Here is a 12,690-nt window from a genome sequence, read left to right on the forward strand (position 1 = left end):
CCGATCGGCGCACAGGAAGGAAGCGGATCATGGCGAAGAAATTACAGCGCGTGGGAATCCTTACCGCAGGGGGCGACAGCCCTGGGCTTAACGCAGCAATCCGCGGGTTCGGAAAAGCGGCCATCGGGCATTACGGGATGGAACTGATCGGCTTCCGCGACGGCATCCGCGGCATGGCGGAAAACCGCACCATTCCCATCGATTCACGCTTCCTCTCCGGGATCCTGACCGTCGGCGGCACGATCCTTGGAACTTCGCGCGACAAGCCGCACAAGATGAACGTCAATGGCAAAACCGTTGACATGACGGACACGATCCTGGCGAACTGCGAGAAGAACAAACTGGACTGTGTCGTGTTCATCGGCGGTGGCGGAACTGCGAAGAATGCGAACCGGCTGGCCAAAGCAGGTCTGAACGTCATCCACCTGCCCAAGACCATTGACAACGACATCGCGCACACCGACACAAGTTTCGGATTCTCCACGGCACTGGGTATCGCGACCGACGCGATTGATCGTCTGCATTCAACGGCCCACTCCCACCACCGCATCATCGTGGTGGAAATTATGGGTCACAAAGCAGGCTGGCTGGCACTGGGAGCCGGCATCGCCGGCGGCGCCGACATCATCCTGATCCCCGAAATCGCCTATTCCATTGACTCCATCGCCGCATCGATTCGCAAACGCGCAGAGGCCGGGCATTCGTTCTCGGTCGTCGCAATTGCCGAGGGCGCCCGTGACACTCAGGACACCGCTGACCTCGAAGCTGCTGAAGCACTGCTGTCTGCTGCAGACAGCCCGGAAGCAAAGTCGGCAGCCAAGATGCATAAGCAATCCCTGGAACTGGCGCACCGTGGCAACGCGTTCAAACTGGCCGAAGAACTTGAAGCGGCTACCGGGTTGGAATCCCGCGTGACGGTGCTGGGGTATGTGCAGCGTGGCGGCACGCCGAATGCTGAAGACCGCATGCTTGGCACGTTGCTCGGCGGGGCTGGCGCGGATCTCGTGGCCAAGAAAAAATACGGCATCACCGTGGCAGCACAGGGACAGGCGGCTGTGCCGGTGCCGCTCAAGGACGTGGCCGGCACACTCAAGACTGTTCCTCTGGATCACCCGTGGATCACTGCTGCACGCCACGTCGGAACCGGAATGGGCGACTAGAAGGATTATTCGTGACACTTCCATTCGATGACGGAGCCACCACTGCCGACGGACGACCAGCTGACCTGCAGCCAGATCGCGAAACCCTCACGTGGCAGGGGTTCGGTGATGCCTCGCGCGCACTCACCCAGAGCATTGTGGATTCAGGCTGGATGCCGGAGCTGATTGTCGCGATTGCACGCGGAGGACTGCTGCCCGCCGGTGCGATTTCCTACGCCATCGGCGTCAAGGCGATGGGCACGATGAATGTCGAGTTCTACACCGGGGTGGGTCAGACTCTGACTGAACCGCAATTGTTGCCCCCCTTGATGGATGTTTCGGCGATGGACGGCAAACGCGTCCTGGTGGTCGACGATGTTGCCGATTCCGGCAGCACCCTGAAGATGGTGATGGACATGATCAACGCTCACGGTTTGTCACTGGATGGTCATACCACTGTCAAGGCAGAGGCCCGCAGCGCGGTGATCTATAAGAAGCCTCGCTCCGTGATCGAACCGGACTACATGTGGCGTGAGACTGATAAGTGGATCAATTTCCCCTGGTCAACATTGCCGGTGATCCAGCGCAGTCAGGACAATGACACCAAGCGCGTCTGAATCAGTTGCTCGCCAGATCGTTGACCGCATCGCCGCTCACCCCCGCCTGCGCCTGCTGGGAATAACCGGCCCGCCCGGCACTGGTAAGTCCACGGTGTGTGCCCTGGTGGCACGAGGGTTGGATGAGCGCGGCATCGAGGTCGCGGGAATTGTTCCGATGGATGGTTTCCACCTGTCGAATGCAGTGCTGCACGCGTTGGGCCGGGCTGACCGCAAGGGCGCTCCCGACACCTTTGATGTTGATGGGTATTGTGAAATCCTGCGCCGCGTTCGGCGTGCCGAAGGAACCGTTTTCGCCCCCGAATATCGCCGCGACATGCATGAGCCGATTGCTGCGAGCGTCGCAATCGCCCCTCGGGGAATCGTGTTGACGGAGGGGAACTATCTGGGCGTGGATCTGCCGAGATGGCGTGACGTTCGCGGCCTGCTCGATGAGCTCGTTTTCATCGACACTGATCGCACCGAGCTGGTGCGACGCCTGGTGGAGCGGCATAAGCAGCACGGACGGCGTACCGACGAGGCGGCGCACTGGGTGCGAACGGTGGACAGCGACAATATTGACCTGGTGTGTGCGGCTGCGGGCCGCGCAGATTTTACTGTGCGAGCGTAGAGTCAACCAGCCACTGCACGATCGCTGCGGTGGCAGCGCCCTGCGCCCAACGGTCAAAACTGCCGGAGCGCTGATGGACGCGGATGTGCGGGTCATCGGGCCGGGAAAATGACGTCAGTTCACGCTGGAAATTGTCCGCCCACGGTGTCTCCAGCAGGCACACACCTTCCCCGTCCAGAACAACATCACGCACGAGGGCGGCTGATGCCACTGTCTGCACATAGACCGCAAGGTTCGTGGCAAATTCCCTGATGGCACGCTGGCTGGCCTGGTCACCGTCTTGAGCCAAAGCGATGAGTTCGTCAGCCGAGGCGGGGCGGCCGTCATCGTCGACAATGGCGCGACCCGAGCGCGCCCGAGATATCACTGCGGGAACCGTCAAGGCGCCGTTGGCGCACCCGATATGACCGTACTGACATACTCCATGCGCTCCGGCCAAGGGGATATGAGCCGTCATACCCAGGCCCCGCAGCGGCGAGCGCACGGCTCGCAGACCGTGCACCATGCCGTGTCCGATTCCGGCGCCGACCGTGATGATGAGGAAATCCTCGCAGTTCCGTCCCAGTCCGAACCACAGTTCCAGCATGGTCAGGCCTGAAACATCGTTGATGACTGTCAGTGGAATCGTCAGGTCGAGCTCACGGGCCAGGTCGATATTGTCCCACCCGAGGAATCGACTGGATCGGACAACAGTTCCGTCCACTCGCCCACCCAGTGAAATCGCTGCTGCAGTTGCACCGGGAGCCACAGTGCTGATCAGGTGTCGAATTTCAGCAGCACACTGGGACACATCGGTCGAGGGAATCGGCTGAGTCAGAGCATCCAGGATCTCGGCATGGGTGTTGGTGTGCACAACGTGGATGTCGGAACCAGTCAGGTTGATTCCGACGAAGGAGTGTTCATCTGCGGGAACTTCAAGCAGTTGGGTGGGGCGACCCATACCGGTAGGTGACATGCCCGATGAGGTTTCGTGAACCAGCGAACGCGAAAGGAGGGGGCGCACCAGCCGCGTCAGCGTTGCCGGCGACAGCTCAAGGCTGCGTGCAATATCGGCTCGCGCAACAGGGCCTTTCGTCAGGATATGCGCAGCGGTTGCCAGCGATGAGTCGTCGAATAAACGAGCCACTGTGACAGTCTCCTCGAAATATATGCGTCATTGTCTTGTATTCACTGTACATTCACGCTACTATTTTTCACATCGAAAGTTAGTGGGCGATGCCGCCCAACTTCACACTAACTCGATGGAGGGATTCACGTGACGCACCTACCGTCAACACTTCACCTCATCAACGGGGGAACATCAGTCTTTATTCGCACATCAGACAAGGCACTTCCTCAAGTCCTTTACTGGGGAGCTACCCTACCCGCTCTCTCCAGCGAGAGCGCTGCCGACTTCTCTGACTCTCAGTACTCTGCTGTCGTGTCAGGAATGGCCGACACTCCACCACTCTTTTCTTTAATTCCGCAACAAAGTGACGGCTGGCTCGGAACACCCGGCTTGGTTGGATCACGAAACGGGCTATCCCAATTTTCTTCTTTTGTGACCCACACGATTGACCAAACACCTTCGTCAATGATCGCCTATGCACACGATGACGAGGCAAACATCGATTTGAGTATCGAACTCGAAATTACCGATGAAGGCCTACTCCGAACGCGTGCGATTCTAACGAATGCTGGCGAGGACGGTTATAACCTAGACTCTCTCCTTCTTGCACTCCCCACTCCGGCTACGGAAACGTATGTTATCGATCAAAGTGGCCATCACTTGCGCGAGCGTAATACCGACATACACGAATTCACTATCGGTTCACATCAGCGCGAGATTCGTGTGGCACGAGCGCACACAGTTTCCAGCATTCACGGGACGTGCCAGAAAGCCACTTCTTGGCAACGCGGACTCGTCCACTATATCCACGTCGCATGGTCCGGAAACACACGGACGATCGCTGAGCGCGATACGCAAGGTTATCAAGGACTCATGGGGGGCGAGTTACTTTACCCAGGCGAAGTTAGCTTGGCACATGGGGAAAGTTACACTACTCCTTGGCTCTTCGGCACCTGGGGTGAAGGCCTCGATCAAGCAGCATCTCGTTTCCATAAATTTGTCCGAGACCGCTCCGCACACCCGACTACGCCGCGCCCTGTTACGCTCAACGCGTGGGAAGCCGTGTACTTCAATCAAAACTTGCCACACCTACTTGAATTGGTCGCAGAAGCAGCAAAAGTTGGAGCTGAACGTTTCGTCCTCGACGACGGGTGGTTTTCCGGCAGGCGCGATGACACGACCAGCCTCGGTGACTGGACCGTTTCCGAGGAGGTGTGGCCTGACGGTTTGGCACCGCTGGCAGACGCGGTCCACGATGCTGGCATGCAATTCGGACTGTGGTTCGAGCCTGAAATGATCAGCCCTGACTCCGACGTAGCACGTGCTCATCCGGACTGGATCCTTTCGCCGCGCACTCACCAGCCAAGAGAAGCCCGCCAGCAGCAGGTCATCGATCTGACAAATCCGGAAGCTTACGAATATGTAAAGTCACAGATACTTGCCGTACTCGATTCAACAACGATCGACTACATTAAGTGGGACTTTAACCGTGACGTCTACGAGGCTGTTTCACCTCGCACCGGCAAACCCGCTTACCATGAACGGACACTGGCAACCTACCGCTTGATGGACGAGTTGACCAAGATCCATTCCACGCTCGAAATTGAATCCTGTGCAGGAGGCGGCGGACGTATAGATCTAGGTGTATTGGAACACACCGTTCGGATTTGGGGATCAGACTGCACGGATCCAATCGAACGCTTGCAAATCGAGGCCGGCACTTCCTTACTATTGCCGCCAGAATTGGTTGGCTCACATGTTGCATCGACCGTTTCGCACCAAACCGGTCGAACGCTCAACCTGCCTCTGCGCGCATCGAACGCCATGTTCTCTCACATGGGAATTGAATGGGATCTACCGAACGCCGACCCGACCGAACTTGAGGAGCTGGCAAAGTGGGTGACGTTGCACAAGCAGCTTCGACCATTACTGCATTCGGGTCGGGTTGTCCATGCCGATCATCCTGACTCAGGCTACTGGGTTCACGGCGTAGTTGCTCAGGACGGCGCTGACGCAGTCTTTGCTTTAACCCGAGTACGGACTTCAGCGCAGCGACCCACACCTCCGCTGCGCTTGCCTGGCCTTGTCGAAGACGTGACCTACGCATTGCGAGAACTCCTGCCTGAAGGCATCGGCTCAGCTATTGGAGATGGCCACGGGTCAGTGCCGTGGTGGGAACGAGGGTTAATGTTACCCGGCGCGGTTCTTACTCACGCTGGCATTCGCTTCCCCGATTTGAACCCTATGCAGACGGTTCTACTCAGAGTTCAGAGCGCTCAGTAGAAGCCACTTTAAATGCGTACCAAAACCGAATGTCTCGATTACGATTCCTTGCGGCTTTCGATTCGTGATTGGAATGAAGAAGCAAGCATCTTAGACCTGCCTGGAAATTCTCTACGATGCAGCAGATCAAAATACCATTCTCGTACGTTCTGCCAACTAATCTCTCGAGGCGTTTCCTAACCAAGAAAGGATGAACATAAAGGAATCGAAACTTCTTAAACCTTGGATCAATATTCTTCCCTGAAGAATTAAAGGCGTCTAACTCAAAGAGTGGGAATCTCTGCACCTAACGTTCTCAGGGCACGGTCGATCTACCGAAAAAATCACCATGTTCTTGGATTGATAATTCGAGAATGCTTAACAAAGGAAATACAATGAGACATCGAAGTCTACTATTAGCTTCAACATTAGGCACTTGCCTTGCGCTTACAGCGTGTACCGGTGGAGGAAATGGCGGTGGAGGGCAAAGCTCCGAAAGTGGTTCGACAGGCGCAACGCCTGAGGGGACAATTGAATTCCAAACAAATCTCGGCCTGAACGTTCCCATTCTCGAAGTCTTACAGGAGATCACCGACGAGTACGAGGCTTCTCACGAAGGCGTATCAATTGAGCTCGTGCCAACGACGAGTAGCTATGAGGCTGACCTTAAGGTACGGCTAGCGAGCAATGATCCACCAGACATCTGGTCGACCCACGGCTGGTCTCTGCAGAGATATAGCGATTTCCTCGTACCACTTGACGATCAGCCTTGGGCAGCCAATTTCAATCCAGCACTTGATGACGCCATGCGCGATTCAGAGGGACATTTCTATGCGCTGCCGGCAAATACCGACGTTGCGGGCATTGTCTACAATAAGGATGTCCTGGATAAGGCAGGAATTGATCCTAAGTCAATCGAAACATGGGAGCAGTTCGACGCGGCTCTCGCTGCAATTAAGGATCTGGGTGTAATCCCGATTTCAGCATCCGGAAAAGATGACTACTTCGCAGGCAATATTGCAGACTTCATGGCGTCTGGATTTTACAGTGAAGAAAACCGCGAAGCACTCAAGAGCGGGGAATTCCCCTCAGAGCCCTATACAGTGCTGCTCGAGCACATAAAGAAGTGGGCTGACGCTGGCTATTTCAATCCAGACTATTCATCAGCACCGATGGACGACATTGCTCGAGCTCTCGGACAAGGTGAGACAGCGTTCGTGTTCGTTCAGAACAACGTTGTTGGAACTGCACTTACATACAATCCTGAGGCCCATCTCGGATATATGCCGGTGCCAAATGACAACGGTTCAAAGTACCTCCTCGGTGGTGAAGCCTACGCATATGGCGTTTCCAAGACATCGCCGCACAAGGATCAGGCACTTGACTACCTCGCTTTCATCGCAGAACCGGAGAATGCTGCAAAGCTCGCATCGGCGATTGGCGGCATTCCTGGTCTGACGAACGCCAAGTCAGATCTCGGCCCGCTACAGGAAAGCTACGAGACCTTCGTAGAGCCGAACAAGATCCCTCTCGAACCGTATTTCGATCGTGTTTATCTGCCGAACGGCATGTGGGACACCATGGTTTCGACTGCTGATTCCATCATCTCTCTCCAAGGTGATGTACCGTCAGCTGTCAAACAAATGGAGTCGCAATTCAAGACGCTCTACGGTCAGAACTAAGTTCCGATTGCCGGTGTATTAGTCACTTCGACTAATACACCGGCCAATTCTTTCATTAATTATCGATCTCAAAGAGGAGGATGAGTTGAAACATAAGAAACAGACTTCAAATGTTCCGAGCGTCTTCTCGAAACGTCGAGTCAACCTTCTTTACGTTCCAGCGGTTCTTTTGTTTCTCGTATTCACTATTTACCCCTTAATCAACGGTTTTGCTTTATCTTTCACCGACTGGAATGGGTACAGTGCTGGATATAACAATGTTGGGGCAAAGAACTACCTTAGGCTCTTTACAGACGAGATCTTCCTAAGTGCACTGGTCAATACACTGATCTACGGTTTCGGATCGACGCTGATACAACAAATTTTGGGACTATCACTAGCACTTGCTCTCGACAGGAAATTCCGTGGCCGAACTGTAATGCGGGCTATCGTCTACCTACCAGTCTTAATCTCACCTGTAGTGATGGGCACAATGTACTATCTGCTGTTCGCCTATAACTACGGCGGTCTCAATGACATCATGATCGCTTTCGGACTCGATAGAGTTGCATGGCTGTCGAACCCTCACTTAGCGATTGTCATCATTGTTCTTGTTAACTCAATTCAATTCGTTGGCATATCAATGGTCATCTATCTGGCCGGTCTACAGTCGATCCCTCAGATGTATCTTGAGGCTGCGGCAGTCGACGGCGCTGTGGGTTGGACTCGTTTCCGCTCAATCACCATGCCTCTTCTTCAGCCTGCTTTTGCTACTTCGATCGTCCTTAACCTAATTGGTGGTCTCAAGTTGTTTGACGTTATTCAAGTTCTGACCGGCGGTGGTCCTGGATACTCGACGCATTCAATCTCGACGCTTATTTCTAAGACTTACTTTGACAGTCAGACTGCAGGCTACGCCTCTGCTATGGGAATTGTGCTCTTCATAACGATCGCAGCATTCACTTTCGTTCTTAATTCTTGGTTCAACAACCATCAAGTGGAAGGTGCATGATGAAGAAACGGTGGTCTAACGTTCTCGCGTTCCTAGCGCTTTGCCTGATGTGCATCATTCAGATGGTGCCGCTCTATATTGCTTTCACCACGGCATTCAAGCCTAAGACAGATATGTCTTCTCAATGGATGCCTCCTTCGATGCTATACTTCGAGAATTTTTGTGTAGCTATCGAGCGAGGCCGCATATTAGAGGCTATTTTTTCGAGCTTTATTGTCACATTCGTTTCGACAGTACTGATTTGCCTAATTGGAGCTCTAGCAGCGTATCCACTTGCTAGACGACAGACTACGTTCAACAAGCTGATCTTGAGTGCAATTATCGGCCTAATTATGATCCCGCCACTATCGATTCTTGTTCCTCTGTACTCATTCTTGACTCAAATTGGAGGGACAAATACCTATTGGGGCGCGATTCTCGTCATGGTGACAACACAGATGCCTCTCGCAATCTTCCTATACTCATCTTTCATCCGTGGCCTTCCGATCTCAATTGAAGAAGCGGCGATGATGGACGGTGCAGGACTCATCTCTACTCTAGTTCGAGTTGTTTTCCCCATGCTGAAGCCAGTCACTGCAACTGTCATAATCTTGGTGTCGGTTAATGTGTGGAACGAGTACGCTTTAAGCGTTTACCTCTTGCGCGATCCGTCTGTCCGAACAATTGCTCCCGCAATCTCTGCGTTCTTCGCAAGTTCTGGAGCAGATTTGGGGCCGGCTGCCGCAGCAGCTCTCATTTCAGTTATTCCTGTTGTCATCGCTTACGCGGTACTACAACAGTATTTCATCAAGGGAATGGTGGCCGGTGCAGTGAAGTGAATTCCAATCGTTTCTTCGGCTTATCAGATAACTTCACGACCTTCAAAGATAGCTCTCGGTCAACACGCTGATGAGTTCCAACAGGGACGACGAATAACACGATTCGTCGTCACGCTGGTCGCCCTCGTTCATCATGAGCGAGGGCGACTTGCTGTCTGGGCCACTCATCACGCTATGAGCGTGTTCCTAACCTTTCACTCCGCCAACTTCCACTCCGCGGAAGAAGAACTTCTGAGTCGCTGCAAACAGGACGATAATTGGCAGGAGGGCGATAATCGTTCCGGCAGCCACGACCCTCGGATCAGATCCCAGCGTCTGGTTCGAGGCCAGGTACTGCATTCCAACTGTGAGGGTGTACTTTTCCGGGTCTGACAACACCACGAGTGGCCACAGAAAATCATCCCAGGCGCCAATAAAGCTCATCAGGGCAACGACCGCTGTCATGCCTCGGGCATTGGGCCACACAATGTGGCGTATGCGCTGGACTGTTGTAGCACCGTCGATGGCAGCAGCATCCAGAATATCCTGTGGAATAGCTCGACAGGCCGTGGCCATCAACAAAACGTTGATCGCACCGATCGCTCCGGGCAGGATTACTCCAACAAGTGAATTGGCCGCCCCCAGCGCTTTCACCGTCAAATACTGACTGGTAAATGTTACTTCGCCAGGCAGCAGCAAGGTGGACAAAATGATCGCCATGACAACCGCCTTGCCTTTGAACTTCATGCACGCCAACGCATACCCTGCGAGCAACGAGAAAAAGCAGTTCAGGACAACGACCGACACCGCAACGATCAAAGAGTGCCACGCGTATGAAAACACGGGAATGGTGCGCATGACTTCTCCGTAGTTGCTCAGAGTGAAGTCATGCGGAATCAGACTGGGAGGGAACGAATACAGATCTTCATTCTTCCCCTTGAGAGACGTCGTAAGCTGCCACAGAAACGGGAAAACAGAAATGACGAAGATGACGATCAGGAGGATATAGCGAATCGTCAGTCCTGAGATCTGGCGCGTTTTCTTTGATGTCATTGTGACACCTTCTCTTTTTCGGACCTCTTATCGCCGCGTTCAATGGAACGGCGCACTTTTCGCGAGAGCCTGTGGATTCTGATCGCTTCGCGGATCTCCTGTCCCTGATTCATCCACCCAACCATTACCAACGGCACAATGGTGAGCAGGAACAAGATCACAGACAATGCCGATGCATAGCCGAGGTTCCCTGCCAGCCCCGAACCGGTCTGTTTGATATGTCCCACCATGGTTTGTGCTTCACCGCCGGGGCCGCCTCCGGAGCCAACAATCGTATAAATCTCCGTGAAAACTCGCATCGCCGACACTGTAATAAGGGCGGATATCAGGAGCATTGCGCCGCGAACACCGGGCACCGTGACAGACCAGAATTTGCGCCACGCTCCTGCACCATCGATCTCTGCAGCTTCGTATAGATCCGGATTGACATTCGACAGTGCAACCAGATAGATCACCATGTAATATCCCAGCCCCTTCCACACCGTCAGAGTGATGGCGACGAAGATGATCCACCATCGGTGAATCAAGAAGTCGACGGTACTGAGCCCGAGAGCATCAAGTGTGGCGTTCACGATTCCGCGAGATTCGAAGAGCCATGCCCAGATAATTGCCACCACAACAGCAGACGCAATGACGGGGAAATAGAAGGTTGTGCGAAAAAAGCCTATTCCCGGAATGTTCCTGTGAACCAACATGGCCAGAAGCAAAGGCAGGAATGTCAGCAGCGGAACGCAGACCAAGGCATAGACAAGGACGTTACCGATGGCGAAGTGAAAGATCTCATCGTTCAGGAGGCGCCTGTATTGATCGAATGCCACGAACGTTGCTGGCTGTAGGGGCTTGGCGTTCGTAAAAGACAGGATGACAGTATTGAGGAAGGGCAACAGTGAGAAGACCAGAACCCAGATAACAGCTGGGGCCAAAAGAATGTACGGCGTGTACCACTTATGCATGCGCATAGAGAGCCACCTTTTTGATTAACGTGATTAGCAGACCGAAGTTCCGGCCCAAAAGCGCGGCGGGCTTTCTGGCCGGAACATTCGGAAAAGATCTCATCGATCAGTTGCTGAGCTCAGCGTTGGCGTTATCCTCTGCTTTCTTCAGTGCTTCCTCGGCAGATATGTCACCACGAACAGCCAGAGCGATCTGCTGGTTGTAGTAGTTACTGATCTTCTCAGTGAGCTGGAATTGCTCAGGTTGGGTCTTGCCGGAAATAGATACAGTCGCCATCTCGGTGGCTTCCTTTTGCAGCGGGTTCTCAATCACAGAGGTAAAGGACTCCGGATTCTCGTTGCCTTCTTTCGTGCCAGGGAAGAAGCCTTGGGCGATCTTCAAGAACTCAACCTGGTTCTCATTGCTGGTCACGTATTGCGCGAATTTCAGTGCCAGCGGCTTGGCCTTCGAGTTGGCTGACACGGACAGTGCCTGGCTGAACAGAGGTGGAATACCGAAACGTGGCGTTGTCTTCGTAGCTTCAAGGATGGAGGGAGCTTCTTTTTCCAGCTCCGACGCAAATCCTCCTGAACCGGTTGTCCAGGCGACTTTGCCTTCCTTGTAGGAAGCAGAGTTGCCTACCCACTCACCGGACAGTGCTTCAGCCGGCATGGCTCCCGCCTTAAATGCTTCGGCGTATTTTTCGACAATCTCCCTAGCCCGATCAGTGGCAAACGTGAACTTCCCATCTTTCATAATCTCAACACCCGACGAGGCGAGCGTCGCCAAGGCAGGCAGATCGGAAACTACTTTCACTTCACCGTTGGTCTTCTTCGCCGCGTCGATCGCCATGTCAAGCATGTCATCGAGTGTTTCAGGCAACGTGCTGACATCAACACCTGCATTTTCAAGCATGGCGGTATTCCACCAGTTCACGTCGGTTCCCAGGTACCACCCATATCCGTATGAGCCGCCTCCTGCATCGTCAAATGTGTACGCTTTCGTCACGCCGTCGACATAAGCGTTGAGGGCTTCAGGATCCGCCTTCGCTAAATCTTCCAACTGTCCAGCCTTGGCCAACTGATAGGCATACTGGGGTGGGAGGTTAATGACGTCGGGTAACTCACCGGAGTTTGCCTGTTGAAGAACCTTGTCTTCGTAGCCGTCACCGGGCTGATCCATCCACTTGATCTTCGTTCCTGGGTTCTCTTTTTCGAAGTCTGCAATGAGCTTTTCGAAATACGGTGTGAATCGGTCATTCTTCAGCGACCATGTCTGAAAAGTGATCTCCCCTTCGACTGGTCCACTCTGAAGCGCATCGTCTCCGGATTCGTTCGTCGTAGTGACCGGACCACCACCAGTGCAGGACGTCAGCCCCATCAGCATTGCCGTACCTGCCAGCATGGCAAGACCGGCTTTATTCCAAGCCTTCATCTGTGTTTTCTCCCTCGAAAATATGATGACATGTGCATTGCGCACAGCAACCAGTATGACACTA

General features: G+C 53.9%; 12 protein-coding genes. 7 read left to right on the forward strand and 5 right to left on the reverse strand.

Annotated elements, in window-relative coordinates; genetic code table 11:
- Window positions 1-29: 29 nt before the first annotated feature.
- The 3 genes from QP093_RS07275 to QP093_RS07285 are packed head-to-tail and all read left to right on the forward strand — an operon-like array spanning window position 30 to window position 2,366.
- Window positions 30-1,160, forward strand: a complete 1,131-nt coding sequence (locus QP093_RS07275) for a 6-phosphofructokinase (protein ID WP_070725521.1) — start codon at window positions 30-32, stop codon at window positions 1,158-1,160.
- An 11-nt stretch (window positions 1,161-1,171) separates the two neighbouring features.
- The gene (locus tag QP093_RS07280; protein ID WP_285015938.1) at window positions 1,172-1,756 is read left to right on the forward strand and encodes a phosphoribosyltransferase; all 585 of its coding nucleotides are present in this window, start codon (window positions 1,172-1,174) and stop codon (window positions 1,754-1,756) included.
- A complete protein-coding gene (locus tag QP093_RS07285; RefSeq protein WP_058237521.1) occupies window positions 1,737-2,366 on the forward strand; it encodes a nucleoside/nucleotide kinase family protein in 630 nt (209 codons plus the stop codon). Before QP093_RS07280 ends, QP093_RS07285 begins: the two co-directional genes overlap by 20 nt.
- Here QP093_RS07285 and QP093_RS07290 read toward each other — a convergent pair.
- Complete coding sequence (locus QP093_RS07290; RefSeq protein ID WP_285015939.1) at window positions 2,350-3,492, reverse strand: ROK family protein; 1,143 nt, start codon at window positions 3,490-3,492, stop codon at window positions 2,350-2,352. The genes QP093_RS07285 and QP093_RS07290 overlap by 17 nt on opposite strands.
- A 129-nt stretch (window positions 3,493-3,621) precedes the next feature.
- On the opposite strand from QP093_RS07290, the gene QP093_RS07295 reads away from it, so the two are divergent.
- The 4 genes from QP093_RS07295 to QP093_RS07310 all read left to right on the forward strand — a co-directional run bounded on the left by QP093_RS07295 (window position 3,622) and on the right by QP093_RS07310 (window position 9,227).
- Window positions 3,622-5,757 carry an alpha-galactosidase gene (locus tag QP093_RS07295; protein ID WP_285015940.1) on the forward strand — a complete coding sequence of 712 codons (2,136 nt, stop codon included), beginning with the start codon at window positions 3,622-3,624 and terminating at the stop codon, window positions 5,755-5,757.
- A 374-nt stretch (window positions 5,758-6,131) separates the two neighbouring features.
- Window positions 6,132-7,418 carry an ABC transporter substrate-binding protein gene (locus tag QP093_RS07300; protein WP_074026222.1) on the forward strand — a complete coding sequence of 429 codons (1,287 nt, stop codon included), beginning with the start codon at window positions 6,132-6,134 and terminating at the stop codon, window positions 7,416-7,418.
- Between the two features lie 85 nt (window positions 7,419-7,503).
- Window positions 7,504-8,409 carry a carbohydrate ABC transporter permease gene (locus QP093_RS07305; RefSeq protein ID WP_285015941.1) on the forward strand — a complete coding sequence of 302 codons (906 nt, stop codon included), beginning with the start codon at window positions 7,504-7,506 and terminating at the stop codon, window positions 8,407-8,409.
- The gene (locus QP093_RS07310) at window positions 8,406-9,227 is read left to right on the forward strand and encodes a carbohydrate ABC transporter permease (protein WP_285015942.1); all 822 of its coding nucleotides are present in this window, start codon (window positions 8,406-8,408) and stop codon (window positions 9,225-9,227) included. The genes QP093_RS07305 and QP093_RS07310 overlap by 4 nt, the downstream gene beginning before the upstream one ends.
- A 42-nt stretch (window positions 9,228-9,269) precedes the next feature.
- Here QP093_RS07310 and QP093_RS07315 read toward each other — a convergent pair whose 3' ends face one another.
- The 4 genes from QP093_RS07315 to QP093_RS07330 all read right to left on the reverse strand — a co-directional run bounded on the left by QP093_RS07315 (window position 9,270) and on the right by QP093_RS07330 (window position 12,626).
- Window positions 9,270-9,395, reverse strand: coding sequence for a hypothetical protein (locus QP093_RS07315; protein ID WP_285015943.1), 126 nt, complete (start codon window positions 9,393-9,395; stop codon window positions 9,270-9,272).
- 18 nt (window positions 9,396-9,413) lie between these two features.
- Complete coding sequence (locus QP093_RS07320) at window positions 9,414-10,259, reverse strand: carbohydrate ABC transporter permease (RefSeq protein ID WP_092648950.1); 846 nt, start codon at window positions 10,257-10,259, stop codon at window positions 9,414-9,416.
- On the reverse strand, window positions 10,256-11,212 hold the full coding sequence (locus QP093_RS07325) for a carbohydrate ABC transporter permease (protein ID WP_257590327.1): 957 nt from the start codon (window positions 11,210-11,212) through the stop codon (window positions 10,256-10,258). Before QP093_RS07325 ends, QP093_RS07320 begins: the two co-directional genes overlap by 4 nt.
- 106 nt (window positions 11,213-11,318) lie before the next feature.
- Window positions 11,319-12,626: an ABC transporter substrate-binding protein gene (locus tag QP093_RS07330; RefSeq protein ID WP_285015944.1), complete on the reverse strand. Its 1,308-nt coding sequence runs from the start codon at window positions 12,624-12,626 to the stop codon at window positions 11,319-11,321.
- Between the last annotated feature and the right edge of the window lie 64 nt (window positions 12,627-12,690).

This window comes from Pauljensenia sp. UMB10120 (assembly GCF_030212035.1).
Taxonomy (GTDB): domain Bacteria; phylum Actinomycetota; class Actinomycetes; order Actinomycetales; family Actinomycetaceae; genus Pauljensenia; species Pauljensenia radingae_A.

Coding starts and splice junctions, on each gene's coding strand:
- QP093_RS07275 (WP_070725521.1), top strand. CDS start 30: ATGGCGAAGAAATTACAGCGCGTGGGAATCCTTACCGCAGGGGGCGAC.
- QP093_RS07285 (WP_058237521.1), top strand. CDS start 1,737: ATGACACCAAGCGCGTCTGAATCAGTTGCTCGCCAGATCGTTGACCGC.
- QP093_RS07300 (WP_074026222.1), top strand. CDS start 6,132: ATGAGACATCGAAGTCTACTATTAGCTTCAACATTAGGCACTTGCCTT.
- QP093_RS07310 (WP_285015942.1), top strand. CDS start 8,406: ATGATGAAGAAACGGTGGTCTAACGTTCTCGCGTTCCTAGCGCTTTGC.
- QP093_RS07315 (WP_285015943.1), bottom strand. CDS start 9,395: ATGAGTGGCCCAGACAGCAAGTCGCCCTCGCTCATGATGAACGAGGGC.
- QP093_RS07320 (WP_092648950.1), bottom strand. CDS start 10,259: ATGACATCAAAGAAAACGCGCCAGATCTCAGGACTGACGATTCGCTAT.
- QP093_RS07325 (WP_257590327.1), bottom strand. CDS start 11,212: ATGCATAAGTGGTACACGCCGTACATTCTTTTGGCCCCAGCTGTTATC.
- QP093_RS07330 (WP_285015944.1), bottom strand. CDS start 12,626: ATGAAGGCTTGGAATAAAGCCGGTCTTGCCATGCTGGCAGGTACGGCA.